Origin of the sequence: Saccharibacillus sp. WB 17, assembly GCF_008634075.2 — a bacterium.
Taxonomy (GTDB): Bacteria; Bacillota; Bacilli; order Paenibacillales; family Paenibacillaceae; genus Saccharibacillus; species Saccharibacillus brassicae.
The window spans coordinates 49,601-75,114 of sequence record NZ_VPFK02000012.1 but is presented as its reverse complement, the minus strand read 5'-3'; the positions used below and the strand labels follow the sequence as shown (position 1 = coordinate 75,114).

The 25,514-nt window shown below is 57.4% G+C and carries 21 protein-coding genes; 6 read left to right on the top strand and 15 right to left on the bottom strand.

From position 1 onward, the window contains the following. Positions 1 to 84: 84 nt before the first annotated feature. Positions 85 to 807 carry an ATP-binding cassette domain-containing protein gene (locus FTE24_RS04375; RefSeq protein WP_150229248.1) on the bottom strand — a complete coding sequence of 241 codons (723 nt, stop codon included), beginning with the start codon at positions 805 to 807 and terminating at the stop codon, positions 85 to 87. Then, positions 794 to 2,269 carry an ABC transporter substrate-binding protein/permease gene (locus FTE24_RS04370; RefSeq protein ID WP_150229250.1) on the bottom strand — a complete coding sequence of 492 codons (1,476 nt, stop codon included), beginning with the start codon at positions 2,267 to 2,269 and terminating at the stop codon, positions 794 to 796. The genes FTE24_RS04375 and FTE24_RS04370 overlap by 14 nt, the downstream gene beginning before the upstream one ends. Positions 2,270 to 2,471: 202 nt before the next feature. Between FTE24_RS04370 and FTE24_RS04365 the strand changes: the two genes are divergently transcribed. The 3 genes from FTE24_RS04365 to FTE24_RS23440 all read left to right on the top strand — a co-directional run bounded on the left by FTE24_RS04365 (position 2,472) and on the right by FTE24_RS23440 (position 5,964). After that, positions 2,472 to 3,671, top strand: coding sequence for a M20 family metallopeptidase (locus FTE24_RS04365; RefSeq protein ID WP_150229252.1), 1,200 nt, complete (start codon positions 2,472 to 2,474; stop codon positions 3,669 to 3,671). A gap of 223 nt (positions 3,672 to 3,894) precedes the next feature. Continuing rightward, on the top strand, positions 3,895 to 5,685 hold the full coding sequence (locus tag FTE24_RS04360; protein ID WP_150229254.1) for an alpha-glycosidase: 1,791 nt from the start codon (positions 3,895 to 3,897) through the stop codon (positions 5,683 to 5,685). A 144-nt stretch (positions 5,686 to 5,829) separates the two neighbouring features. After that, the gene (locus tag FTE24_RS23440; protein ID WP_272915052.1) at positions 5,830 to 5,964 is read left to right on the top strand and encodes a hypothetical protein; all 135 of its coding nucleotides are present in this window, start codon (positions 5,830 to 5,832) and stop codon (positions 5,962 to 5,964) included. A 62-nt stretch (positions 5,965 to 6,026) separates the two neighbouring features. Here the strand turns inward: FTE24_RS23440 and FTE24_RS04355 are convergent, their stop codons facing one another. The 3 genes from FTE24_RS04355 to glgB form a co-directional block, all read right to left on the bottom strand. Beyond that, a complete protein-coding gene (locus FTE24_RS04355; protein ID WP_150229256.1) occupies positions 6,027 to 6,398 on the bottom strand; it encodes an iron chaperone in 372 nt (123 codons plus the stop codon). A gap of 199 nt (positions 6,399 to 6,597) precedes the next feature. Then, complete coding sequence (gene glgA / locus FTE24_RS04350; RefSeq protein WP_150229257.1) at positions 6,598 to 8,028, bottom strand: glycogen synthase GlgA; 1,431 nt, start codon at positions 8,026 to 8,028, stop codon at positions 6,598 to 6,600. Further along, positions 8,025 to 10,127: a 1,4-alpha-glucan branching protein GlgB gene (glgB, locus tag FTE24_RS04345; protein WP_150229259.1), complete on the bottom strand. Its 2,103-nt coding sequence runs from the start codon at positions 10,125 to 10,127 to the stop codon at positions 8,025 to 8,027. Before glgB ends, glgA begins: the two co-directional genes overlap by 4 nt. 237 nt (positions 10,128 to 10,364) lie before the next feature. On the opposite strand from glgB, the gene FTE24_RS04340 reads away from it, so the two are divergent. Further along, positions 10,365 to 11,594: a glucose-1-phosphate adenylyltransferase gene (locus FTE24_RS04340; protein ID WP_150229261.1), complete on the top strand. Its 1,230-nt coding sequence runs from the start codon at positions 10,365 to 10,367 to the stop codon at positions 11,592 to 11,594. Positions 11,595 to 11,802: 208 nt separating this feature from the next. On the opposite strand, the gene FTE24_RS04335 is transcribed toward FTE24_RS04340, so the two are convergent. From FTE24_RS04335 to FTE24_RS04310, 6 genes are all read right to left on the bottom strand, one after another. Beyond that, positions 11,803 to 12,354, bottom strand: coding sequence for a GNAT family N-acetyltransferase (locus tag FTE24_RS04335; protein WP_150229263.1), 552 nt, complete (start codon positions 12,352 to 12,354; stop codon positions 11,803 to 11,805). 1 nt (position 12,355) lies between these two features. Further along, positions 12,356 to 13,819 (bottom strand): sensor histidine kinase, encoded by a 1,464-nt coding sequence (locus FTE24_RS04330; RefSeq protein WP_150229265.1) that lies wholly within the window; start codon positions 13,817 to 13,819, stop codon positions 12,356 to 12,358. Next, on the bottom strand, positions 13,816 to 14,514 hold the full coding sequence (locus FTE24_RS04325; RefSeq protein WP_141449931.1) for a response regulator transcription factor: 699 nt from the start codon (positions 14,512 to 14,514) through the stop codon (positions 13,816 to 13,818). Before FTE24_RS04325 ends, FTE24_RS04330 begins: the two co-directional genes overlap by 4 nt. Positions 14,515 to 14,573: 59 nt before the next feature. After that, on the bottom strand, positions 14,574 to 15,884 hold the full coding sequence (locus FTE24_RS04320; protein ID WP_150229267.1) for a hypothetical protein: 1,311 nt from the start codon (positions 15,882 to 15,884) through the stop codon (positions 14,574 to 14,576). Between the two features lie 76 nt (positions 15,885 to 15,960). Then, positions 15,961 to 16,686 (bottom strand): phosphonate ABC transporter ATP-binding protein, encoded by a 726-nt coding sequence (locus FTE24_RS04315; RefSeq protein ID WP_150229269.1) that lies wholly within the window; start codon positions 16,684 to 16,686, stop codon positions 15,961 to 15,963. A gap of 73 nt (positions 16,687 to 16,759) precedes the next feature. After that, complete coding sequence (locus tag FTE24_RS04310) at positions 16,760 to 17,935, bottom strand: MFS transporter (RefSeq protein WP_237401628.1); 1,176 nt, start codon at positions 17,933 to 17,935, stop codon at positions 16,760 to 16,762. A gap of 191 nt (positions 17,936 to 18,126) precedes the next feature. On the opposite strand from FTE24_RS04310, the gene FTE24_RS04305 reads away from it, so the two are divergent. Continuing rightward, entirely contained in the window at positions 18,127 to 18,987 is an 861-nt protein-coding gene (locus tag FTE24_RS04305) for an ArsR family transcriptional regulator (protein ID WP_150230661.1), read from the top strand. A gap of 62 nt (positions 18,988 to 19,049) precedes the next feature. Next, positions 19,050 to 19,814, top strand: a complete 765-nt coding sequence (locus FTE24_RS04300; RefSeq protein ID WP_150229271.1) for an HAD family hydrolase — start codon at positions 19,050 to 19,052, stop codon at positions 19,812 to 19,814. A 25-nt stretch (positions 19,815 to 19,839) separates the two neighbouring features. On the opposite strand, the gene FTE24_RS04295 is transcribed toward FTE24_RS04300, so the two are convergent. From FTE24_RS04295 to FTE24_RS04280, 4 genes are all read right to left on the bottom strand, one after another. After that, positions 19,840 to 22,131 (bottom strand): DNA topoisomerase III, encoded by a 2,292-nt coding sequence (locus tag FTE24_RS04295; RefSeq protein ID WP_150229273.1) that lies wholly within the window; start codon positions 22,129 to 22,131, stop codon positions 19,840 to 19,842. A 385-nt stretch (positions 22,132 to 22,516) separates the two neighbouring features. After that, positions 22,517 to 24,004 carry a glutamate synthase subunit beta gene (locus FTE24_RS04290; protein WP_150229275.1) on the bottom strand — a complete coding sequence of 496 codons (1,488 nt, stop codon included), beginning with the start codon at positions 24,002 to 24,004 and terminating at the stop codon, positions 22,517 to 22,519. Positions 24,005 to 24,121: 117 nt separating this feature from the next. Continuing rightward, positions 24,122 to 24,625, bottom strand: a complete 504-nt coding sequence (locus tag FTE24_RS04285) for a dihydrofolate reductase (protein ID WP_150229277.1) — start codon at positions 24,623 to 24,625, stop codon at positions 24,122 to 24,124. A gap of 9 nt (positions 24,626 to 24,634) precedes the next feature. Next, positions 24,635 to 25,429, bottom strand: a complete 795-nt coding sequence (locus FTE24_RS04280) for a thymidylate synthase (protein WP_150229278.1) — start codon at positions 25,427 to 25,429, stop codon at positions 24,635 to 24,637. Positions 25,430 to 25,514 lie beyond the last annotated feature (85 nt).

The following is a 25,514-nucleotide window of genomic DNA, read 5'->3' as shown; positions in this document are numbered from 1 at the left end:
ATCGCTATGACAAGCATCACGAAAAGCCCGGACTCCAGAGTCCGGGCCAGGGCTTACCTTTACTATTCGCTTACATAGCTTCCCTTATAACACTTTACTCAAAAAATCTTGCGTCCGCGCGTTTTTCGGAGCGCCGAACACTTCTTCCGGCGTGCCTTCTTCGACGATTACGCCGCCGTCCATGAACAGGATGCGGTCGCCGACTTCGCGGGCGAAGCCCATTTCGTGCGTGACGATGACCATCGTCATGCCGTCTTCGGCCAGCTTCTTCATGACGTCCAGCACTTCGCCGACCATCTCGGGGTCAAGCGCCGACGTCGGTTCGTCGAACAGCATCACGTGGGGCTGCATCGCAAGCGCCCGCACGATAGCGATCCGCTGCTTCTGGCCACCCGACAGCTGCGCCGGATAGGCGTTCTTCTTGTCTTCCAGGCCGACCGACTGCAGCAGCGACTCGGCGCGCTGGTCGGCTTCGGCTTTGGACAAGCCGAGCAGCTTGGTCGGAGCCAGCGTAATATTGTCCAGCACGGTCTTGTGCGGGAACAGATTGAACTGCTGGAACACCATGCCCATTTTCTCGCGGGTTTTGTCGATGTTGTGCTTTTTGTCCGTAATCGGTTTGCCTTCGAACAGAATCTCTCCGCCCGTCACTTCTTCGAGACGGTTCAGGCAGCGCAGGAACGTGCTTTTGCCCGAGCCGCTCGGCCCGATCACGACGACGACTTCGCCCTGCTTGATTTCGGTATCGATCCCTTTGAGAACCTGGTTTTTACCGAAAGACTTTTGCAAATTTTTAGCGGATATCACCGGCACTCAACCTCCGTTCCAATACATTCAACAGCTTCGACAGAATAAGCGTCATGATCAGGTAGATACAGGCCGCGATCACGAGCGGATACAGGCCGGAATACGTCAGCGTACGTACGGCGTTGGCCTGGAACATCAGGTCGGCCACGCCGATAAACGATACGATCGACGATTCCTTGATAATGACGACGAATTCGTTGCCGATTGCCGGCAGCACGCTTTTGATCGCCTGCGGGATAATGATGGTGCGCATCGCCAGGCCGCGCGGCATCCCAAGGGAACGGGCCGCTTCCATCTGCCCTTTGTCGACGCCCTGAATGCCCGCGCGGAAAATTTCCGCCAGATAAGCCGAGCTGTTCAGCGACAAGGTGATGATACCGGACTGGAGCACCGTGAATTTGATATCGAAAGCGCTGGCCAGGCCGAAGTGGATAATAAGGAGCTGGACCAGCATCGGCGTGCCGCGCAGCACTTCGGTATAGGCGACGGCGATCCATTTGAGGATCTTGACGCCGGACAAACGCAGCAGCGCGATCAGCAGGCCGATCAGGAAGCCGAACAGAACGCCCAGCGCGGACAGCAGCAGCGTATACTGGACGCCGTCCGCGTAATAGCCGCGATATTTCCAAAAGAACGAGAAGATGTTGCCCGGCGCGTTCTCGCCGGAATTCAGTTCATTCGCTTCCTGGATAAAACGTTCGACCGCGTTGTCGGCGTTCAGCCGCTTCAGCGTCGTATTGATCTCGCCCAGCAGTTCGGTATTGCCTTTCTCGACGGCGATTGCCATCGGCGTGTCGCTGTCTTCCGGCACCGCTTCGGCGATCGCGAGGCCGGCCCGGTTCTTGACCTGCGCTTCCGCGACCGGTCCTTCGAACACGGCCGCGTTCACGCGGTCGGACAGCAGCAGGCTGACGACGTCGGAGATGCTTTTGACCGCGGTGACCTGGGCATTCGGGATACCGTTCGCGATCTCTTCTTGAATGGAACCGGTCTGTACGCCGATCGGTTGGCTTTCGAGTTCGGCCATCGTCGGGTATTGGTCGGCATCTTCGGCGCGCGTCAGGATGACCTGTTTGGAAATGTAATACAGGTCGGAAAAATCGACGTTTTGTCTGCGCTCGTCGGTCGGCGTCATGCCGGAGATAACCATGTCGATCCGTCCGCTTTGCAGCGCCGGAAGCAGGCTGTCGAACGGCATGTTCTCAAGCTGCAGTTCCGCGCCCATATCGGCCGCGATCTGTTCGGCGATCATGACGTCGGAACCGACGATTTTGCTCTTGCCGTCGACCGTCATAATGAATTCGTACGGCGCGAAATCCGCGCTCAATCCGACGATAATCGTCTTTTTGTCGTTCGTGCCCGAGTCGGTCTGCGCTTGTGCTTGTCCGTGGCCGGGATACAGCGCCAACGTCAGCATCAGCAGAGCCAGCAGCATCGGGATGATCCGTTTCAGTCTCAGCATGCTCTCTCTCCACTCTGTTGTAAAATGACAAGTCATTATAAAATGATATTCATATTTATACAACAATATTCAGCAAATGTCGCGTGTTTTTTTTGCTTTTCTTTCTTTTTCACTTCTTACAAAGCCGCGTCAGCATTGAAAACATACGCTTTCCATGCTAAAATTCACTTCTAAATAAACGAAGCGGGGAGTCTTTTCATTGATGAATAATAAGGCGCATAAGCAGCGGATCGAAGCCGAGATCGACCGCCATGCCGCGGAGCTCACAGAGATCGCCGTCTATATCGCGCAGAATCCGGAGCTCGGCAACGAAGAATTCAAAGCGTCCGCCAGGCTCAAACAATCGCTCGCCGCGCACGGCTTCGAGGTCGAAGCGCCGGTGCTCGGCATCGGGACCGCTTTTGTCGGCACGTTCCGCTCCGGGAAGCCGGGTCCGACCGTCGCGCTGCTGTGCGAATACGACGCGCTGCCGGAAATCGGCCACGCCTGCGGACACCATCTGATCTGCACGATGAGCCTGGGCGCCGCGCTCGGGCTCAAAGACCTCGTCGCGCAGCTCGGCGGCACGCTGCGCGTCTACGGCACGCCGGCCGAAGAGACCCGGGGCGCCAAAGTCACGATGGCGGACGCCGGACTGTTCGACGACTGCGACTTTGCGCTGATGGCGCATCCGTACTACGCGTTCCAGAAGTCCGGCAGCGCGCTGGCGATGGACGCGATCCAGTACGAATTTTACGGCAAAGCGTCCCACGCCGCCGCCAGCCCCGAAGCCGGCATTAACGCGCTCGACGCGGTGCTGCAGCTGTTCAACGCGATCAACGCGCTGCGCCAGCAGACACGCACCGACGCCCGTATTCACGGCATCGTCAATCACGGAGGCGTCGCCGCCAATATCATTCCCGATTACGCGTCGGCGCAGTTCTATATCCGTTCGGCCGACCGGCCGTACACGGACGAGCTGGTCGCGAAAGTGCGCCGGATCGCCGAAGGCGCCGCGCTGCAGACCGGCTGCGAACTGAAAGTGTCGAATTACGAATATTCGTACGACGAACTGATCACGAACGAGACACTGTCCGAGACGTTCACCCGCAACCTGATCGAAGCCGGCATCGAACCGGGCGACATCCAAGAGCCGGTGAACGGCGGTTCCGCCGATGTCGGCAACGTCTCGACCCGCTGTCCGGCAATCCATCCGTACGTTCAAGTCGTCCCCGAACGCCATGAGCTGCACAGTATCGGTTTCCGCGACCTGGCGCAGCAGGATGCCGCTTACGACGCCATGATCTTCGGCGCCAAGCTGCTGGCCGCTACCGCCTGCGACGTGTTGACCGTTCCCGGATTGCTGGAGCGCGTGCGCGAAGAATTCCGCCGGCAGGCGTACCGCCCCGCGCCTTCGGCGTGACGATCGTCTTCAACCGTTTCCGGCCTGTGCCGGAAACGGTTTTTTGTTGCGCGGACCGTATGACGGACCGAATACCCCTTCTCTCGGCTTTTGGTTTCAATGTAAACTTTTACCGGGTAATAACAGTCATATTTGATGCTGCTGGGTAACTTCGTCCGGCTTATCCGCTGCCCGCCATGTGCCGTTCTATCCGTATCTCCGATTTTACCAAAGGGGCGATTTCATGTTTCGGGAAGCCATGTACCACGTACCGCGCGACAAATGGGCGTATGCGTACGACCTGCACACGATCCATCTGCGTTTTCGCACCAAAAAGAACGACGTCGACCGCGTGACCGCGCTGACCGGCGACAAATACGACTGGAACCGCACCTATTTCGAAGTCGAACTGGAAAAGGCGGCCAGCGACGAATATTTCGATTACTGGGAAGGTCCCGTCCGGCCCAAGTTCAAGCGGGTCGCTTACCTGTTCCGTCTGATCGCGGGCAGCGAGACGCTGTTCAAGTCCGACAATGAGTTTCACGACGGGATGCCGATGCCGACCGGCGGCTATTACGAATTCCCGTACATTCACCATGTCGATTTGTTCGCCGCGCCCGACTGGGCCAAAAAAGCGATTTTCTACCAGATCATGCCCGACCGTTTCGCCAACGGCAATCCGTCGAACGATCCGCCGGGCACGCTTCCCTGGGGCGGGCAGCCGACGCTGACCGATCATTTCGGCGGCGATTTGCAGGGCGTGCTGGACCATATCGACTATTTGGTGGAGCTTGGGATCAATGCGCTCTATTTCACCCCCGTGTTCACGGCGAATTCCTATCATAAATACGATACGGTCGATTACAAAACGGTCGATCCCCATCTCGGCGACAGCTCGATTTTGAAAAAGCTGGTCGAAGCCTGTCACGCCAGAGGAATCCGTGTCATTTTGGATGCGGTGTTCAACCACTGCAGCGACCAATTCCCTCCTTTTCAGGACGCCGTCGCCAAAGGCCCTTATTCGCCTTACGCCGACTGGTTCCACGTCAACGAATTCCCGCTTGAAGTCAAAGACGGTATCCCGACCTACGACACGTTCGGCTTCTATTCCAATATGCCCAAGTTCAATACCGGCAACGAGGAAGTCCGCAAATACCTGCTCGGCGTCGCCAAATACTGGATCAAGGAAATCGGCGTCGACGGCTGGCGGCTGGACGTGGCCGACGAAGTCGACCACCACTTTTGGCGCGAGTTCCGGGACGTGGTCAAAAGCGCCAAGCCGGACGCGTACCTGGTCGGCGAAGTATGGAGCGATTCGTTGTCGTGGCTGATGGGCGATCAGTTCGATTCGGTCATGAACTACCCTTTTTCCGATAAAGTATTGGCCTTTTTCGGCGGCGGCATGGACGGCCATCATTTTGCCGGGCATATGGGCAGCCTGCTTATGCGTTATCCGCAGCAGACGAACGAAGTCGTGTTCAACATGCTGTGCAGCCACGATACGCCGCGCCTGCTCACCCGTCTCGGCGGCGACAAGCGCAAGCTGAAGCTTGCGATCGTGTTCCTGTTCACGTATATGGGCACACCGTGCATTTTCTACGGAGACGAGATCGGGCTGCAAGGCGGAGCCGACCCGGACTGCCGCAAATGCATGGAATGGAATCACTCCCGCCAGGATCGCGAGCTGTACGACTTTTACCGCAAAATGATCGTACTGCGCAAAAGCAACCCGGCGCTGCGCGGCGGACGCTTCCGTTTCCTGATGGCCGATCCCGGCAATCCGTGCATCGTATACGAACGGATCGACGACCGGATCCATTTCACGTTCTGGATGAACAATACCGGGGAACCGTCCACGCTGTCGCATCCGATGGAGACGGACGACTGGCGCGACGCGCTGACCGGCGAAGATTTCCCGACGTCGGAAGGACGGCTGTCGATTCCGCTCGACCCTTACGGCTACCGTATTTTGTATCGCAATTTGCACAGCGACGACGAGGCCGAGACGAGCGAACGGCCGCAGCAAATCATGTAAAACAAGTCGCCCGTCTTCTTTTGCAGACAGCCTGCCGAATTTTGCAAGAAATATGTAAAAGAAAGCGTTTTAAACCCTTTATTTTGGTTATTTCCTCTTAGATAGTGATGAGGATCAATCAGAAACTGAAGGAGGGGAACCGGCATGTTCTTCGTCGTGTCGATGGCGGCTATCGTGGTATCGGTCTTGGCGGTGTTGAAAAAAGTGGACGGAGGTTCGGTCGGCACGGGCGTCAAAACGGCGTTGTTCATGCTGCTGTACTATTTCAGCCCGTTCTGAACGGCTTGGCATAGACGGCAGCGCTGCGAGGCGCGCGGCAGCGCACCGTCCTCCGGCGAACGTCAGGCGCGCCAGAACGTCGTGCAGTCGGCTTTGTCTTCGATGTTGAACGCGATCAAGTCCCGGAGCAGTTCGTAATCGACCGGGCTTTTCCACGGAATGCGAAACAGCTGCGGCGTATGGGTATAACCGGCCTGGACAATCCGCTCGCCGAACGTTTCGATCGCCGCTTTTTCCGGAGCGACGGACAGATGCGCCTTGGCGGTGCTGAAGCCGACGATAAACGTCTCATGGTCGGTAAACATCGGCTGGTTCCACGCTATTTTCGCGCTCAGCTGCGGAAACTCGTCGCCGATCCACTGCAGCACATGTTCAAGCCGTTCCTTTTGCAGCGGATCGTCGATTTTGTCCAGGTATTCGTTAAACACTTCCATGATATAGCCTCCTCGATTTGGGTTGCATTCATGCGAACGTGTGTCCCCTTCATTTTGCCGGATTTTTCTGATGTTGACAAGCTTTTCACGCAAAAAAAGACCGGACGCTCCGCGTCGGATCAGGAAGCTTTCGCTTCGTGACCTTCTGCGGGACGTCCGGTTTTTAGCGCGGCTTCCGGGAAAGTCCCGGTGCTGCGCCTTACGCTTTCAGCTGCTTGTAAATGTTCAGGTATTCCTTAGCCGAAGACGACCAGCTGAAATCTTCGCTCATGCCGTTCTGCACGATCTTTTTCCACGTCGGCTCTTCGCGGTAGAACGCAAGCGCCCGGCGGATTGTATTCAGCATGTCGTGCGCGTTGTACGAAGAGAAGCTGAAGCCGTTGCCCGCTCCGGTATATTCGTTGAAGGCGTGCACCGTATCGTTCAGGCCGCCCGTCTCGCGTACGACCGGAACGCTGCCGTAGCGCATGGCGAGCAGCTGGCTGATGCCGCACGGCTCGAACATCGACGGCATCAGGAACAGGTCGCTGGCGGCGTAGATGTTGCGCGACAGCGCTTCGCTGAAGCGGATCTGCACCGACAGCTGCTGCGGATGGCGGTAAGCCGCCTGGCGGAACCAGTCTTCGTAGCCCGGTTCGCCGGTGCCGAGCACGACGACCTGCACGTCTTCGCCGTACAGCAGTTCGTCCAGCACGCGCACGACCAGATCGAGGCCTTTCGGTTCGACCAGACGCGACACGATGCCGATCATCGGCGTTTTGGCGCTGACCGGCAGTCCGAGTTCGGTCTGCAGCGCCGTTTTGTTTTCACGCTTTTTGGCCAGACTGCTCTTGTAGCGGGTCCGGAGCGTTTTGTCCGTATTCGGATTGTAGCTCTTCGTGTCGATACCGTTCACGATACCCGTCAGCTTGTCGCCGATCGAAGACAGCAGGCCGTCGAGGCCGTAGCCGTAATACGAAGTGCGGATTTCTTCCGCATAAGTCGGGCTGACCGTCGTTACTTTGCCCGAATACACGATGCCGGCTTTCATGAAGTTGACGTTGCCGTAGTATTCCGCGCCCGCATCCGTGAAATGGCGGTTGTCCAGACTCAGCAGCTCGCCGAACACCGCGTACGGGAACACGCCCTGGTACAGCAAATTGTGGATCGTGTAGACCGTCTCGATATTATCGTAAAAAGGATCATGCGCGTACGTGTCCTGCAGCAGCAGCGGAATCATGCCGGTATGCCAGTCGTGGCAGTGGATAACGTCCGGCTTGAAGCCGATTTCCGGCAGGATGTCGAGTACCGCTTTGTTGAAAAAGGCGAACCGTTCGCCGTCGTCGCCGTAGCCGTACACGCCGTCGCGTCCGAAATAAAATTCGTTATCGATAAAATAGACCGGAATGCCGTCGTCGTCGTACTCTTCGATGCCGCAGTATTGACCGCGCCAGCCGAGGCTGACCGTCGTCTCGCCTTTGTGCGTCATTTTTTCTTTGTAGGCATCGGGGATGCCTTTGTATTTGGGAAGCACGACGCGGATGTCCGCGCCCGCCTGCTTGAGTGCGCGGGGCAGCGCTCCGATCACGTCGGCCAATCCTCCCGTTTTGATAAATGGTGCCGCTTCCGCGGCTGCAAACAATAGCTTCATTTTGTTTTCCCCTTCCGTGTTGTCTCTTTTTTCGTCTCTTTTTTCGTCTCTTTTTTGGGTTTTTCCGATTTGACGGCGTCAAGCGCTTCCGTCACGAGTTCTTTTGCTTTTTTGACTGGGCTTTTTCTTTTCGGTTTTGGCGCCGGTTCCGCGCTGTCCGCTTTGGACGGCGCCGATTTCAACAGATCGGACGCCCGCCCGCTTTTTTTGAGAATGACGACGCCGAGCGCCGGCAGCTTCACCGACAGATTGTACTCGCGGTCGTGCCACGTTTCTTTTTCCGCGCGGAGAGGCCCTTCGTTAATCAGGCCCCGGCCGCCGAAACGAAGTTCGTCGCTGTTGAACACTTCCTTGTAGGCGCCGGGCTTGTCTACCCCAATCCGGTAATCGTCGTACGACACCGGGCGGAAGTTGATCAGGATATGCAGCGTATCGCCGGGCTTTTTGCCTTTGCGCATAAAGCTGATGACGCTCTGCCCTTCGTCCGACGCGCTGATCCAGTCGTAGCCCGCCCACTCGTGATCGATTTCCCACAGCGCTTTTTCGTCCAGATAAAAATGGTTCAATGCCGCGGTGTAATCTTTCATCTGGCGGTGCGCTTCATAATCGAGCAGAATCCAGTCGAGAGGCTCTTCGTCCCGCCATTCGATAAACTGACCGAACTCGCCGCCCATGAACAGCAGCTTTTTGCCCGGATGCGTCATCTGGTGTCCGAGCAGCACGCGCAGGCCCGCGAATTTCTCTTCGTAGGAACCCGGCATTTTGTCGAGCAGCGATTTTTTGCCGTGGACGACTTCGTCGTGCGACAGCGGCAGCATATAGTTCTCCTGATGCGCGTACACGAGCGGGAACGTCAGCAGATTGTGCATGGACGGTCTCTCGCCGAAGTCGGCTTCCACATACTTGAGCGTATCGTTCATCCAGCCCATATTCCATTTATAGTTGAAGCCGAGTCCGCCTTCATGCGCCGGCGAAGTCACGAGCGGCCAGGCGCTGGATTCTTCCGCCGCCATAATCGCGTTCGGGTAATAGCCGAAGATCGCTTTGTTCAACTTGCGCAGGAACTCGATCGCATCGAAGTTCTCGACGCCGCCTTCCGCATTGGGACGCCATTGGTGCGGCTTTTTCTCGAAATCGAGGCGCAGCATGCTCGTCACCGCATCGATGCGCAGGCCGTCGAAATGGAACACGTCCATCCAGTACAGGGCGCTGGAGATCAGAAACGACTGCACTTCGGGTTTGCCGAAATCGAACGACAGTGTGCCCCAGCCCGGCTTCTCGGCCAGCATCGGATCGGCATACTCGTACTGCGGCGTTCCGTCGAACTGCCGAAGGCCGTGCGCGTCTTTGGCAAAATGGCCGGGCACCCAGTCGAGCAGCACGCCGATGTCAGCCTGGTGGCAGCGGTCGATCAGGTACATGAGATCTTTCGCTTCGCCGTAGCGGCTCGTGGGCGCAAAATATCCCGTCGCCTGGTATCCCCATGACAGGTCGTAAGGGTACTCGGTCAGCGGCATGAATTCGAGATGGGTATAGCCCATTTCTTTGACGTAGGGGATCAGCACGTCGGCCAATTCCCGGTATGTATAAAACGTCCCGTCGTCTTTTTGCTTCCAGGTGCCCAGCTGCATCTCGTAGACGTTCATCGGCTTATTGTAAGGCGAACGCCGCTTGCGCCGCCACGACTGGTCGCCCCACTGATACCCTTCGATCGATCCGACGCGCGATGCCGTATTCGGACGTACTTCCGCGTAGACGCCGTACGGGTCCGCTTTGAGCAGCGATTCGCCCGTGACCGAGCGAATCGCGTATTTGTACAGGTCGCCGTGCGCCATGCCTTCGATGAAGCCGCTCCAGATGCCGCCGGATTCGGGCACGGCTTCAAGCGGGTCGGCGCTTCCGTTCCAATCGTTGCGATCCGTCGCCACGCCAACCGATACGGCATTGGGAGCCCAGACGGTAAAGCGGACTCCTTCCGTGCCGTTCTCCGTAGTCAGATGGGCGCCGAACATTCTATAGCTGTGAAAAAAATTACCTTCATGAAATAAATAAATATCTTCCCGCGATAAAGGTTGCGCTCCAGCCGATTGCTTGGCCATCCCTTCACTCTCCCTTGTCCGATGCTTAAGCCCGGTGTTGAGCCGTTGACTCTATGTCATTCAAATTTGAACACATCAATATGTTTATTACCCGAATTTGACGGAGCTGAATAAGTCGATACTAAAAAAATGTTTTTCTGAAAAATGTCACCCATTTCCTTTTTTCATCGTTTCAAAGCGCTGTACTTCCGTTTAATTATATATCATGTTGACATACATCACGGGAGGGAAATTAACATGAATAAGAAAGATTGTATCGCTATGCTGCTTGCCGGAGGAGAAGGCCGTAGACTCGCACCGTTGACTTCCAACCTTGCCAAACCTGCCGTCCCTTTCGGCGGGCATTATCGCATAGTCGATTTTCCTCTCAGCAACTGCCTCAATTCCGGCATCGACACGGTAGGCGTGCTGACGCAGTACGCCGCCGAATCGCTGCATGAACATATCGGTGACGGCACGCCATGGAGAACCGATTCGCCAAGCGGCGAAATCGTCCTGCTTCCTTCCGCTTCCAACGACGAGTACCGCGGAACGGCAGACGCCATCACCAAAAATATCGCCTTTATCGATCAACAGGATCCCGAGCACGTGCTGATCCTGTCCGGCGATCATATCTACCATATGGATTACGCCGAGATGCTCGCCGACCATAAGCGTTCGGGAGCCGACGCGACGCTGTCCGTCATGGAAGTGCCGCTGAGCGAAGCGCATCGTTTCGGCATCGTGACGACCGACAGCACTTTGCGCGTCACGGAATTCAACGAAAAACCGGCCAAACCGATGAGCAGCCTCGCTTCGATGGGCATCTACCTGTTCAAATGGTCGTATCTGCGGTCTTATCTGCTGAGCGACATGCACAGCGAAACGTCCGGCCACGATTTCGGCAAAGACCTGCTGCCGCTTATGCTGAGCGACGGATCGGCGCTGAAGGCGTACCCTTTCCGGGGCTACTGGAGAGACGTGGGTACCGTCAACAGCCTGTGGGAAGCGCATATGGACCTGCTCGGCGAAGACAGCGAATTCCGGCTCAACAAATCGGAATGGCCGATGTATACGAACCGCCAAGCGAGCCGTCCCGCTTTGTTCCGCCGCACCCTTGCTCCGTCGCCGATCTCTTCGATGGTGCACGAAGCATGCGTGAACGAAGGCAGCGTCAAGCATTCGGTCCTGTTCCGCGGCGTGCAGATCGGCAAAGGCTCGGTGATCGCGGACAGCGTCATCATGCCGGAAGCGCAGATCGGCCGCAACGTGAAGATCGAATACGCGATCATCGGCGAGAATGCGATCGTCCGCGACGGAGCGGAGATCAAAGGCACGCCGGATGACATCCTGATCGTCGGCCCGCATGAGACGGTCTACGCGAAGCCGGTCGTCCTGTCGCAAACGGCGTTGTCCCAGCCGGTGCTGTCCACGCAGGAAGCGTACGAACCGGCAGCGCTGCGGCGCGCGGGCGGCCTGTCTTCCTGATCGGCTCCAACGCGGCGCTCCATCGTCTCTCCTAGGTAGGCCTGAACGGAATGTGCCTGTTCCCGATGCCGGAAGCGAAAATGCAGCGTCGCCAAATCCCCAAAAAACCGTTCCCGAATTGGGCAAGCCATTCGGGAACGGTTTTTTGTCGTTTGCGGCCGCTTGGACATTCAACGGGCCGAGTCGTTCAAAGCTGCGGCGGATCGATTCAATGCAGCTTCGGCACTTCTTTTTCGTACAAATTCACGTACCGTCCGCCCGTCTCCCGATGCAGGTCCTGCTCGGCTACGAACCGGAATCCGCTGCTCCGGTAATAAGCGTTCAAGGCGGGAAGATGCGCCACGCAGTCCAGGCGCAGCCCCCTCTTGCCGAGCCTGACGGCTTCCCGCTCGGCGTAGCGCAGCATGACGCCGCCGTAATCCAGTCCCCTGTAGGCCGGGCGGACCGTCAGGCGGTGCAGGTACAGATAGCGCTCGTCGTTGCGCTCTTTCCAATACGCTTCATCGCTGCTCTGCAGCGTGAACAATCCGGCGGGCTGTGCGTCCGCCGTCAGCAGAAACAACCGGCGGTGCGCGAAATAGTCAAGCACCGACTCGGTCGTAAACATCTCCGGCTTCCACTGCTCCACGCCCGCGCTGACCATTACTTCGGCCGCTTCGCGCAGCATGACGGCCAGCACCTCCGCGTCGCTCCGCCGCGCTTCGCGAATGATCGGGAGCACGCCGCCTGCGGGCGGCCCCGAACGTTCGTTGTTCGACATGTTACCCTTCCTCCGTTTCGGCAGGCAGCGCCGGCTGGACCGCCGGTTCCGCTTCCGGCTGCGGCTCGCCTTCCAGCAGCGGCAGCTTGACGCTGACCGTCGTGCCGACGCCGAGTTCGCTCGTCATGTCGAGCCGGCCCTCGTGCAGTTCGACCAGCTGCTGCGTGATGGCCAGACCGAGTCCCGTACCCCCGCCCTGCGTATTGACCTGGAAAAACCGGTCTTTGACCCTGTTCAAATTCTCTTCGTCGATCCCGATCCCGTTGTCCCGGACGTCGGCGCGCACCCATCCGTCTTCGATCGACAAATGCAGCACGATGACCGAACTTTCATGCGAAAACTTGACCGCGTTGTCCACGAGATTCAAAAAGACCTGCTTCAGCCGGTTGGCATCGCCGTACACCGGGAAATAGTCGCCGTCCGATTCCACGCGCAGTTTCACCTTTTTGAGTTCGGCTTTTGCCCAGACGTTCAGCACGATTTCCTTGAGCAGTTCCCGGAGTTCGACGCGCTTCATCGTCAGCTTCATCTCATTCTGCTGAAGCTTCGAAAAGTCCAGCAGTTCTTCGACCAACCCGATCAGGCGCTCTGTTTCCTTGGAAATGATACCCATGCCGATCCGCGTCTCGTCCGGATCGTAGCCGCCGGAATCGAGCGTCTCGCTCCAGCCTTTGATCGACGTCAGCGGCGTACGCAGCTCGTGCGAGATCGACGAGATGAAATCGTCTTTGATCTGGTTGCTGCGCACGATTTCTTCGGCCATGTAATTGAGCGTGGAGCCCATTTCGCCAAGCTCATAGCGATAATCGCCTTCCACCCGGACATCGAACCGCCCTTTGGCCATCTGCGCCGACACGGCGATGATATTATTGATCGGCCGCACGATCGAGTTGGCCAGGCCGATACTGACGATCAGCACGATGACGAGAATCGTCGCGATAATCGCCATCGAGACGAGCGTGATCTCCGTCAAGCGCTGATTGACCTTCTCGATCGAAGTGACGAAGCGGGCCAGATACACCTGGCCGCCGCCCTGCTGCAGCGTCGTCGTCACGGCCATAACCGGCTCGCCCGTCGTCGCCTGGCGGCCGATCCATTTCGCGGTGCCGCCCGAAGCGAGCGCCTGCGGAATATCGCTCGTCTGGACCGGCTTGTCCACCCCGAATCCCGAAGAACTGATCTGCACTTCGCCTTTGCCGTTCAGGATTTGCAGTTCCGACTCCGGCAGCTTCAGCAGGCTCACGATCTGCCCGAGGTATTCTTCCTTGTTGTAGTCGCTGGAATTGGTCGAGATCAACGCGCTGCGAACGGTCACGTCGATATGGCTGGAGATCATGTTATAGATCGTATCGTAGTAGTAGGCCCGGATCGCGAACAGAAACACGACTTCCACCAGCATCAGCGCCAGGAAGATGACGATGAAATAGTGCATCACGATCTGTCTGCCGATCCCTTTCTTGATCATTGACCCTGACCTTTCCATTTATAGCCGTGCCCCCATACCGTCTGCAAATATTCCGGTTCCGACGGATTGTCTTCGATTTTTTGGCGCAGTCGGCGGATGTTGACGTCCACGATCTTCGGATCGCCCATATATTCTTTGCCCCAGACGTGATCGAGCAGCACGTCCCGGCTGAGCGGCGTATTTTCTTTTTCGAGGAAAAACTGGATCAGCGAAAATTCGGTCGGCGTCAGTTCGATCGCCTGCGCGTTTTTCTTGAACTGCTTGGAGATCAGGTCCAGCTTGAACGGTCCCGAATCGAACGTGACCTTGGCGGCCGTCTCCCGGTGCACGTTGACCCGGCGCAGCAGCGAATGAATACGCGCAATCAGCTCGGTCGGGCTAAACGGCTTGCTGACGTGATCGTCGGCGCCGACGGACAGCGCGTAGACTTTGTCCTGCTCCTGCACTTTGGCGGTCAGGAAAATGATGCCCATACGCTCGTTCGTCTCCCGGATACGGCGGCACACTTCGAAGCCGTCGATGCCCGGCACCATGACGTCGAGCAGCGCGATATCGATGCCCGGTTCCGTCTGCAAAATATGCAGCGCTTCGTGGCCTTCCGCCGCTTCAAGCACCTCGAAGCCGTTGCGCTTCAAGTTGATCACGATAAAACTGCGAATTGATTCTTCGTCTTCCAAAATCAGCACCTTGCTCATAAGACTCCCCTTCCCGGACTTTCGTGCCTATAGGTTTGTTCGCGGATCTTGCGTTGGTGTCAGTTCGTCGGAATGCCGGAATTGGCCGCGGCCAGTTCGCCGTCCGGATTAACCCGGTACGCGATCACCTGGCTGCTCGTGCTGTACAGCTTGATCCAGCCTTTGTCTTCGGATTCGTTCTGCCATTGGATCGGCGTGAAGAACCGGACTTCTTCGAGCCATTCGCGCTTGCCGCTTTGGTCGTCGATCCGCACGAACTGCAAATATTTGTCGACCATCGATACGGTGTTGAGCGTCACTTTGCCGATCAGCTTCTGGGGGAACGGCGGCAGCGTGAATCTGCCGTTCGCGTCGCGGTACTGTTCCCTGACCGGCGTGATGCCTTTTTCGCCGTTCCACTGGCTGTACACGGTCAGCAGCAATATGTCTTCCTTGTGCTCGAAGTCGCTCCATCCGGTCGGCGTCTTCAGCGTCGGAATCTCGATGATGCCGTCGCCGTTCATGTCTTCGCTTTTGACCAGTCCGTCGCGGAACGTCTTGTCTTCGCTAATCAGCGACTCCAGGATACCGTTCTTCATCACGACGACCTGCGTGTAGGACCCGGCGCCGATCATGACGTCGAGCACGAGTGCATTCCGGTCGGGCGCGATTTTGCCCGCCGTCACGTTGTAATAGCCGGTTAGCGTCTTGCTCGGCAGGACAAGCGAAGCCAGCTCCTGGAAATCGCTGCCCTGGTACTGGTACACGCGGATTTCCGTGCCGACGTTCGGCTTCATGTTGACCAGCACCAGTTCCTGCCGGTCGTCATGGTTGATATCGACCAGCGCGAAATCCGAATACGGCAGCTCCAGCTTGGTGCCCAAAATTTCCAGCGCCTGGCCCGCATAGGAATAGACCATCAGAATGCCGGTTGACCCGCTCGCCGGATCTTCGCCGTCCGTGCCGTAGCCGACCACGATATCCGTATAGCCGTCGCCGGAAATGTCCGTGAACTCCAGCTTGTCGAGCAGCGGGCCTTTGCCTTCGATATCGAGCACGTTCACCCAGGTGTCGCCCTGCTTTTGCAAAATCATCAGATGGATGTTTTTCGCGCTTTCCACCGGTTTGTAGAACACGATCGCTTCGCGCGATCCGTCGCCGTCGAGATCGGCATAATGCACCGCGTTCGTATCTTCCGAATCGCGGGTGCGAATCGCCGTCGCGCCGGCCGGAAGCTGGCGGTCGATCGCGTTTTTGAGCACTTCTTTTTCCGCCGGCAGGCGCGGAGGCCGGATCAGCGACGTCGGGTCCGGCAGCGACAGCGTATCGCTGCAGCCCGACAAAAACAGCAGGCCTGCCGCGCAGGCGGCACTCCACCATATTTTTTTCATTCTTTTGCTCACTCTCTTCCGATTGGGCCGTTCCTTCCGTCGTTCGGCGTTCTTCGTTTGCTGCGCCGCAGGATCGCTACAGCCGGCTTTTCTCCGCCGTCGTCAGGCGACGTCCACGAATATCGAGCACGATCTTGCCTTCTTCCATGCTCCAGATCCGGTGCGCGTGCTTCTCGGCCAGTTCGATCGGCAGTACGGCGACGACAGTCGTCTCCTGCGTCTCGCACAAATTTTTGAGCATGCCGAGCACGTTGTCCGCCGTATGCGGGTCCAGACCCACGACCGGCTCGTCGGCCAGCAGGACGTTCGCGCCGTGCGCCAAAGCGCGCGCCGTGGCGATCCGCTGTTTCTCGCCGCCGCTCAAACTGCCCGACTTCAGTTTGGCTTTGTCCAGCAGCCCGAACGATTCGATCATGTCCATCGCGCCCATGTAATCGTCGGTGCGGACCATGCCGGTAAAGCGGCGCCAGGCGGGCGTCTGCCCGACCTGGCCGATCAGTACGTTTTTCAGCGCGGTGCGGTTCGGATCGAGATCCGGATTTTGCTGGAGATAGGCCCATTCCCTGTGAATGCGCCGCCGACCCGACCAACCGGCTTTGAAAATATCGATATCGTCCACGACGAAGCTGCCGCCGTCCCATTTTTCCTTCAGCGCCAGGCAGCGCAAAAGCATGCTTTTGCCGCTTCCGCTCGATCCGACGATCGCAACGAACTCCCCGCGAACGAGATCGAAGTCTATGCCTTTGAGTACCGGTATCTTATCGCTGCTTACGGTCTTTCTCAAGCCTCTCACCTTGATCATTCGACATCCGACTCCCCTGACTTGGTAAACTTCACTTCTCTAGTGTACCCCGAAACGATTGTCTATTGCCACGTCAGGCCGGCTTTTTCTCGATATTTTCCGGCTTCTTTCCTCTGAAAAAGAACCCGAGCGCGCCGAACAGCATATAGACGCCGCCCATGATCCAGAACAGCAGAAACGGGGAAGCGTGCTGCATGCCGTAACCGCCGATACCGGGGCCGGCCATGCTGCCGATGCTGAAATGGAACGAAGCGACGACGTTGGCCGACGGGATCAGCCCTTTGGGTAGCAGATCGGCCGCATAGGCCATGCCGAGCGAGTAGAACGAGCCGACCAAACCGCCGGCAATCAGGAACAAGGCGATATTGGCCCAGATGTTCGTTCCGGCCAGCGGGACGAGCACAAACAGCAATCCGCCGCAGATGCCGGCCCCGATCAGGATCGGACGACGGCCGAACCGGTCGCTGAGCATGCCGAGCGGAAGCTGCAGGATCAGTCCGCCGATGCCGATACAGAGCAGCAGCAGCGCGATGTCTTCTTTGGGCAGGCCGAGGCGCAGCCCGTAGACCGGGAAGTTGCCGTTCAGCGAAGCTTCCATGTAGCCGTACAGAAAAGCGGGAATAAGCGCGAACCACGCATAGCGGTAGATACGCGGGAACCGCGCAAATCCCGTCGAATGCTGCGCTTCGCGTTCCGGACGGTATTCCGGCAGAAAGCGGACGACGAACACCAGCACGAGCAGGAACAGCAGCGCCAGACCGACGAACGGCACGTAATCGCCGTAATCGACCAGCCCGATACCGAGCGGCCCGATGCTGAACCCGATCCCGTACGACATGCCGTACAGCGACAGATTGCGTCCGCGCTTCTCCGGCGGCGTGACGAGCAGCACCCACAGCTGCGCCACGTAGTTGAGCGCGCTGTCGCCGGCTCCGACGATCAGGCGCAGGACGAACCAGATGCCGATGCCCGGAATGAGCGGAAACAGCGGCAGGGCGATCATGACCATGAGTAGGCCGCCGATCAGCAGCTTTTTGAAGCCGACGACGCCGACGAGCCGCTCCGCGATCAACGTCATCGCGAACGAGCCGATATAGAGCGCCGCCGAATTCAGCCCGTTGACCGAAGCGGACACCCCCTGTTCTTCAAGCAAAATGGACAGCAGCGGAAGCAGCATGCCCTGGCTCAGCCCCGCCATGACGACGACGCCGAGCAGGATATAATAGGAAAAAGCGGAACGCGGAGACAATAGGATCTTCCTTTCGTAAGCGGCACGTCCAAGCGACTGCCGCGACCTCACTTAGTAGTGGACAAATTCAAGCGAAAACATACATAATAGGTTCAAAAGGCAAGGCGACGTTCGGCCTAGGAGGTTATCGTTTGAACAATTATGAAATCAAGATCGACGTATCCGGGATTTACGAACTTCTCGGCAGTTTTATGGTGCATATTACGAAAAAGTGGCTGCCCAACCTCGATATCGGTTCCGGCTGGTCCGAAGAAGCGGAAGCCGGCATGCCGCCCGAGATGCGGCAGCGGTTCGTCGAAGCGGCCGGCTGGCCTTTTCTCGATTTCGACGCGCTGTACGCCCTCGTGATCGAACGCGAAGTGGGCGAAGATATTCCCCTTTTCCTCGACCGCCTGCTCGCCGAACCGGCGGAACGGCTGCTTCAGCGGATCGCGCCGCAGCTGCCTTCATTGACGCAAGGCGACATGTCCCGCATTCAGCGCGACTACACGCCTCTGCTCAAGTCATGGTATACTTATTACTTCAAGGGCATTCAGGATTCCGTCCTGCCGCTGATCGAAGAAGACGCGGCGGAGAAGCGCGAACTGCTGCTCAAGATGGATGCCAGCGCCCTGGTGGAGTACGCGTCGGGCGGCCTCGTCGTCGAGACGCCGCTGGATTTGAAGACGGTCATCCTGTTTCCGACCGTGCACAACCGGCCGATGAACACGTACTGCTTTTACCAGAACGTGCTGCTGATCCAATATCCGGTCGACGTGCCGGAACCCGAAGAGAGCGAGCCGCCGACCGTGCTGCTGCGCATGACGCGGGCGCTCGCCGTGCCGGACCGGCTCAAGATGCTGCGCTACGTCGCCGACCAGCCGCGTTCCCTGCTTGAAATGGAGCGCGATTTGAAGCAGCCCGCCGAAGCGCTGAAGCCTCATATGGTGCTGCTGCGGACCGCCGGTCTGCTGCGCACGCATATCGGCGAACAATCGAACGAAAAATTCAGTATACGTCCCGACGGGGCATCGGAACTGCAAATGTTTCTGGAATCGTATCTTCGCCTTTAATCGAATTCTCTGAACCATGGACGACCGACCCCCGCCCGGATTTTCGAAGGAGTGACTATCCCGTGACGGGTACCAGCCAACAACATTTGATATTCGACCTGGACGACACGCTCGTCTACTGCAACAAATATTTCGACCAGATTCTGGACGCCTTTTTCGACCGGATGCTGGATTGGTTCGGCGAGTACGGCGTGACTGTCGAACAGATCCGCTCCAAGCAGCTGGAGATCGATATCGCCGGCGTGCACGTGGTCGGCTTCGCCAGCCATCATTTTCCGGAATCGCTGATCGCGACCTACCGGCATTTCTCGGCTGCGCATCACCGGATCGGCAGCAACGCCGAAGAAGCGGGCCTCGTGAAGCTGGGACTCAGCGTGTACGACCAGGAAGTCGAGCCGTACCCGGGCATGGTCGAGACGCTGGAGCGGCTGCGCGGCGAAGGGCACGCCCTGTATCTGTACACGGGCGGCGAAGACCGGATCCAGCAGCGCAAAATCGACCAGATGAAGCTGGGCACGTATTTCGGCTCCGACATCTTTATCCATCAGCACAAAAACGTGCAGGCGCTCGAAGGCATCCTGCGCGCCAAATCGCTTCCGCGCCCGTCGACCTGGATGATCGGCAATTCGCTGCGGACCGATATCGCGCCCGCGCTCAGCGCCGATATCAACGCCGTCTATCTCAAGCAGGAACGCGAATGGGCCTACAACCTGATCGAGTTGGGCGAATCTTCCACCGGCTCGCTGCATACGGTAGCCAAGCTGCCGGAAGTGCCGGAGCTGATCAGCCGCGCCGCTCGCGCATCCGTTCAAAAACGGACCCTTTAAAGGGTCCGTTTTTTTGCGTCCGCATTTACGAGCCTCGTTTGGCCTGCTCCGGCTTGTCCGGTTTGCTTCCGCGGTCGGCGAACAAAAAGTCGAGCTTTTGCTGTTCCCTGTTCCAGGCAAGCGCCGCGTCGAACGTTTTCTCGCCTTTTTTGAACCCTTTGAGCATCAGCGTCTCCCCTTTGTCGAGCAGCCGTTTAACCTGGGTTTCCGAGATCGCTTTGCCGAGAATTTTTTTGGAAAACGTAAACGTGCAGGACGGATAACCCGTGCAGCCGTAGAAGTTTTTTTTGTCGACGACCGGTTTGCCGCAGATCGGGCAGGCGCCGAGCTCGGCCGCCCCGCCGCGATCCTCGCGTCCGCCGTCCGATCCACCGCGGTTCCCCGCGCTTTTCCCGTAGGCCGGACGTTCTTCGTTTCTGGGCAGTTCGACGGTGAACGTCCAGTCTTTCTCGGCCGCGACCGCGTCGGACACAATCTTCTGGGCGAGCCGCTGCGCTTGTTCCATAAAAGCTTTCGGCGATTCCTGTCCCCGTCCGATCTCGCCGAGCCGCTGTTCCCACTTCGCCGTCATTTCGGCCGAAGCCAGCACGCTTTGGCCGAGCGCTTCGATCAGCACCGTGCCTTTGTTCGTCGCGTACACCATATTTTTGCGGACATCGATATACTGGCGGTCTTTGAGCCCGCCGATAATACCCGCACGCGTCGCTTCGGTGCCCAACCCTTCGGTACGCTGCAACACTTTTTCCAACTCCGCATTGTCCAGATGTTTGCCGGCCGTCTTCATCAAAGTGATCAGCTGACCTTCGGTATACCGCTTCGGCGGTTGGGTCTTGCCTTCTTTGACCTGGACGTCCGCCACCGTGCCGGCATCGCCTTTTTGGACAGGCGGCAGCACGGACAGATCTTCGTCGTCTTCCTCTTTGTCGCTTTTATCGTCTTCCCGGCCGCTTTTCGCTTTCTTTTTCGCCGCGTTGTCGTACAGCACCTTGCGCCAACCTTCCTGCACGATCACTTTGCCTTTCGTCATGAACGGATCGCGCCCGTCTACCATCGTTACGAGATTCGTATAGTCGATAATCGCTTTCTCTTCGTGCGCGGCGATCAGACGCTTGGCGATCAGCAGGTACAAGTTAAGGTTCATGCCCTGCAGCTTGCCCGGCTGCGGCACCTGTTCGGTCGGGATGATCGCGTAGTGATCCCCGACTTTGGAAGCATTCACGTAGCGCTTGTTGCCGATCAGCGTCGATTTGGGTGCCGGCAGGAAAATCTTGAGTTCATTAAAGCTTTGCAGTTTGTCCAAAATGTCCGGAAACTGCTTCGCTTCCTCGTCCGTCACGTACGACGAATCGGAACGCGGGTATGAAATGTAGCCGTCCAGATACAACTGCTGCAAAGCGCTCAGCGTATCCTGCGGCGAATATTTGAAAATCTGGTTGGCGGACGCCTGAAGCGACGACAGGGAAAACAGCTGCGGCGGCTGAAACTCTTTGCGCTCCGTCTCGATCGACTCGACGACGGCGTCTTTGCCTGCACAGCGCGCCCGAATCTCTTCGGCTTCTTCCGGCGTTTTCAGACGTGTCTCTTCGCCTTTGAACCAGGTGCCTTCGTATTCCGCCCCGCCGATCGCGAACCGGGCTTTCACTTCCCAGAACGGTTCCGGCTTGAAATGGGCGATCTCTTTCTCCCGGTTGACGATCAGCGCAAGGGTCGGGCTCTGCACCCGTCCCGTCGAGAACACGCCCTGCACGCCGCGCCGCTGGAACAGCAGGGAATAGACCCGGGAGCCGTTCATGCCGACGAGCCAATCCGCGCACGAGCGGCTGACCGCTTCGTAATACAGATTGCGGGTCTCGCTTTCGTCTTTGAGATTGGCAAATCCCTGCTCGACCGCACGCGGTGTCAGCGAAGAAATCCACAGCCGCTTCATCGGCTTTTTGACTCCGCTGAGCTGGATGACGATGCGGACGATATATTCGCCTTCCCGCCCGGCATCGCTCGCGATAATGATTCCGTTCACTTCCGGACGCTTGAGCAGTTCCTGCAGCAGATTAAACTGCTTGGCTTTGGACGGGGTGATGCGATGTTTGAATTTGCCCGGCAAAATCGGCAGGCTGTTCAGACTCCACCGCTTGTACGCCGGATCGTATTCTTCCGGGGGAACAAGTTCGCAAATATGCCCGACCGCCCAACTGACATAAGCACCGTCCGGAAAAGTCGGGCATTTCTCGATCTGGATATAGCCCTGTGTTTTTTTGTGCTTGAACGGCGCCGCCAGCTTGGCCCCCTGATCGGGTTTTTCCGCAATAATTAGCAGCAAATTGATCTCCTCCTGTGGAATAAGCAAGCAAAAAGCCGAGAGCTGCACTCCCGGCCGGCCTGGCCCCGTTTGTTCCGTGCGTTCGAACCGCTATCCGAATCTTCATTTTAGCATGGAGATTCGTTTTTCGCTACCGCCTTGAAAAGAGAACGAAATGGCTGAATTACCCGATATGTGATGTTTGTGTTATTTAATATAACTTGCACGCAAAAAAAGAAAATAACGAATAGATTTTTCGCTTTATGTGTAATATAATATGACAAAAGGTTGCTGAATGACATGAAAAAGGGCCGTACCGGTGTACGACCCTTTGCTCTCAAGCTATTAGAGGCAGGAACGATCTGCTTGATTTACTTCGTCCAAGGCAGCGCCCGCTGCCAAGCGATTAGACGAGAACCGTGGCTCCCATGAGGAACTTGTCCACTTCGCGAGCCGCTTCGCGGCCTTCGTTGATCGCCCAGACGACGAGGCTTTGTCCGCGGCGCATATCGCCTGCGGCAAACACTTTATCGGAATTCGTTTTGTATTCGCCGTATTTGGCTTTGACGTTCGTCCAGCGGTCCGTTTGCAGGCCAAGCTGATCCGCCAGCGTCTGCTCCGGTCCGTCGAAGCCGATCGCGATCAGCGCCATTTGAGCCGGGAACACTTTTTCGGTCCCTTCGATCGGTGCATAGATTTTACGACCATTTTCGTCGACGATCCGCTGAATCTGGACCGTATGCAGTTCTTTGAGATTGCCTTCGTCGTCGCCGACGAACTTCGTCGTCATGATCGAGAACTCGCGCGGATCGTCGCCGAAGATCGCTTTCGCTTCTTCCTGCGCGTAATCGAGCGTGTACACGTTCGGGAACTGCGGCCACGGGTTGGCCAGAATGTCGCGTTCCAGCGGCGCTTTGTTGTGCGTGCCGAACTGGGTAATGCTGCTGCAGCCGTGACGCAGCGAAGTCGCCACACAGTCGGAACCGGTGTCGCCGCCGCCGATGACGATCACGTCTTTGCCTTCCGCCGAAATGTATTCGCCATTTTCCAGATTGGAATCGAGGTAACTTTTGATCGTGCCGTTCAGGAAGTCCATCGCGTACGTCACGCCTTTGAGATGGCTGCCTTCGATGTTGAATTCACGCGGTTTCGTTGCACCGCCGCAAAGTACGACGGCGTCGAATTCGTCCGTCAGCTGCTGCGCCGGAATGTCTTTGCCGATTTCCGTCGACGTAATGAACGTGATGCCTTCGGCCGCCAACAGGTCGACGCGGCGCTGCACGATGTCCTTTTCGAGCTTCATGGACGGAATGCCATACGTCAGCAGGCCGCCGACGCGGTCGGAACGCTCGTAGACGGTCACGGAATGGCCCGCTTTGTTCAGCTGCGCCGCGCAGGCCAAGCCCGCAGGTCCCGAGCCGACCACAGCAATCTTTTTGCCGGTGCGGTGTTTGGGCGGTTCGGGCTGCACCCAACCTTCCGCAAACCCTTTTTCGATAATCGCTTCTTCGATGCTCTTGATCGTAACCGGCTGGCCGATCAAGCCGACGGTACAAGAACCTTCGCACGGAGCCGGACAGATGCGGCCGGTAAATTCCGGGAAGTTGTTCGTTTTATGCAGACGGTCGAGCGCCTCTCTCCACAATCCCCGATACACCAGGTTGTTCCACTCCGGAATCAGATTGTGCACCGGGCAGCCGGACGTGCCGCCGCTCATGTTCACGCCCACGTGGCAGTACGGCGTTCCGCAGTCCATGCAGCGCGCTCCCTGCGTACGCAGTTCTTCTTCCGACATATGTTTATGGAATTCTTCCCAATCTTTGATGCGTTCAAGCGGATTGCGATCCGTTGGCAGCTGACGCTTATATTCCATAAATCCAGTAGGTGTAGACATCGAACGTTTCCCCCATCCGCATAAGTTCTTGATTTTTGTTCTCTATTCTATCACAAGCGATATATTTCAACCATAATATCATTTTTCGTTCGTTATTTGAAATAGATTATACGGAAATTAATTTGCATTTTGTGTAGAACGTTCGTAAATCTCAAAAACGTAACGGTACACGTTCTTCTCGTCCTGCACGCCTTCTTCCGTGTGCACGAGCGTCCAGCCCGACCAGTCCAGCTCCGGAAAATGCGTATCCCCCACAAAAGCTTCATGTACCCGCGTCACACGCAGCCGATCGGCCAACGGCAGGAACAGCTCGTACACCTGCGACCCGCCGATGATCATCACTTCTTCCCCGCCTGCGGCAGCGAGCGCTTCTTCGGCCGTATGCACAACGTGCGCCCCTTCCGCGGCATAAGAAACATCGCGCGTCAGCACGAGGTTCGGACGATCCTTGAGCGGCCTGGAACCGAACGACTCCCACGTTTTGCGTCCCATCACCACCGGCTTGCCCAGCGTTTCGCGTTTGAAATAAGCCATATCGGCCGGCAGGCGCCACGGAAGCGTGTTATCCCGACCGATCAGCCCGTTCTCGTCCTGGGCCCAAATAAGCGTAATTGTCGGCATAAGGCCCTCCTAGATCGCAATCGGCGCTTTGATGCCCGGCTGCGGATCATAATTTTCGAACACGAAATCTTCATAACGGTAATCGAAAATGGAATCCGGCTTGCGCAAAATGCGCAGCTGCGGCAGCTCGCCCGGTTGTCGCTGCAGCTGCGTACGGACCTGCTCGATATGGTTGGAGTAAATATGCACGTCGCCGCCCGACCAGACGAACTCGCCGACTTCAAGGCCGCACTGCTGCGCGATCATATGGGTGAGCAGCGCATAGCTCGCAATGTTGAACGGCAGGCCGAGGAACGTATCGACGGAACGCATCGTCAGCATACAGGAGAGCTTGCCGTCCGCCACGTAGAACTGGAACAGCAGATGGCACGGAGGAAGCTTCATATTGTCGATCTCGGCCACGTTCCAGGCGCTTACGATATGGCGGCGGGAATCGGGATTGTGCTTGATTGAATGGATCACCTGCGAGATCTGGTCGATCTTCCGGCCGTCCGGCGTCTCCCAGGCGCGCCACTGCGAACCGTATACCGGTCCCAGCTCGCCGTTCTCGTCGGCCCATTCGTTCCAGATCCGCACCCCGTTTTCCTGCAAGTAACCGACATTCGTATCGCCTTTGAGGAACCACAGCAGTTCGTGCACGATCGACTTCAGATGCAGTTTTTTCGTCGTCAGCAGCGGAAAACCTTCCGTCAGGTCGAACCGCAGCTGGCGGCCGAATACCGACACCGTGCCGGTCCCTGTCCGGTCTCCTTTTTCCGTCCCGTGATCCAAAATATCCTGCAGCAAATCCAAATATTTACGCAAAAAAAGCCACCTCTGTTCCAGGGCATTCGTTCTCTTCTTGCGAGAAACCGCCCTTATTCGTCGTTCTTATTTTGTAAAGCCGAAA

Bases quoted from the DNA above. Each gene is read 5' to 3' on its own strand.
- FTE24_RS04330 (WP_150229265.1), bottom strand. From the start codon at position 13,819: ATGATCAAGAAAGGGATCGGCAGACAGATCGTGATGCACTATTTCATC.
- FTE24_RS04315 (WP_150229269.1), bottom strand. From the start codon at position 16,686: ATGATCAAGGTGAGAGGCTTGAGAAAGACCGTAAGCAGCGATAAGATA.
- FTE24_RS23440 (WP_272915052.1), top strand. From the start codon at position 5,830: ATGTTCTTCGTCGTGTCGATGGCGGCTATCGTGGTATCGGTCTTGGCG.
- FTE24_RS04355 (WP_150229256.1), bottom strand. From the start codon at position 6,398: ATGGAAGTGTTTAACGAATACCTGGACAAAATCGACGATCCGCTGCAA.
- FTE24_RS04360 (WP_150229254.1), top strand. From the start codon at position 3,895: ATGTTTCGGGAAGCCATGTACCACGTACCGCGCGACAAATGGGCGTAT.
- FTE24_RS04325 (WP_141449931.1), bottom strand. From the start codon at position 14,514: ATGAGCAAGGTGCTGATTTTGGAAGACGAAGAATCAATTCGCAGTTTT.
- FTE24_RS04335 (WP_150229263.1), bottom strand. From the start codon at position 12,354: ATGTCGAACAACGAACGTTCGGGGCCGCCCGCAGGCGGCGTGCTCCCG.
- glgB (WP_150229259.1), bottom strand. From the start codon at position 10,127: ATGGCCAAGCAATCGGCTGGAGCGCAACCTTTATCGCGGGAAGATATT.
- FTE24_RS04340 (WP_150229261.1), top strand. From the start codon at position 10,365: ATGAATAAGAAAGATTGTATCGCTATGCTGCTTGCCGGAGGAGAAGGC.
- FTE24_RS04320 (WP_150229267.1), bottom strand. From the start codon at position 15,884: ATGAAAAAAATATGGTGGAGTGCCGCCTGCGCGGCAGGCCTGCTGTTT.
- FTE24_RS04365 (WP_150229252.1), top strand. From the start codon at position 2,472: ATGAATAATAAGGCGCATAAGCAGCGGATCGAAGCCGAGATCGACCGC.
- glgA (WP_150229257.1), bottom strand. From the start codon at position 8,028: ATGAAGCTATTGTTTGCAGCCGCGGAAGCGGCACCATTTATCAAAACG.
- FTE24_RS04285 (WP_150229277.1), bottom strand. From the start codon at position 24,625: ATGCCGACAATTACGCTTATTTGGGCCCAGGACGAGAACGGGCTGATC.
- FTE24_RS04290 (WP_150229275.1), bottom strand. From the start codon at position 24,004: ATGTCTACACCTACTGGATTTATGGAATATAAGCGTCAGCTGCCAACG.
- FTE24_RS04305 (WP_150230661.1), top strand. From the start codon at position 18,127: ATGGTGCATATTACGAAAAAGTGGCTGCCCAACCTCGATATCGGTTCC.
- FTE24_RS04370 (WP_150229250.1), bottom strand. From the start codon at position 2,269: ATGCTGAGACTGAAACGGATCATCCCGATGCTGCTGGCTCTGCTGATG.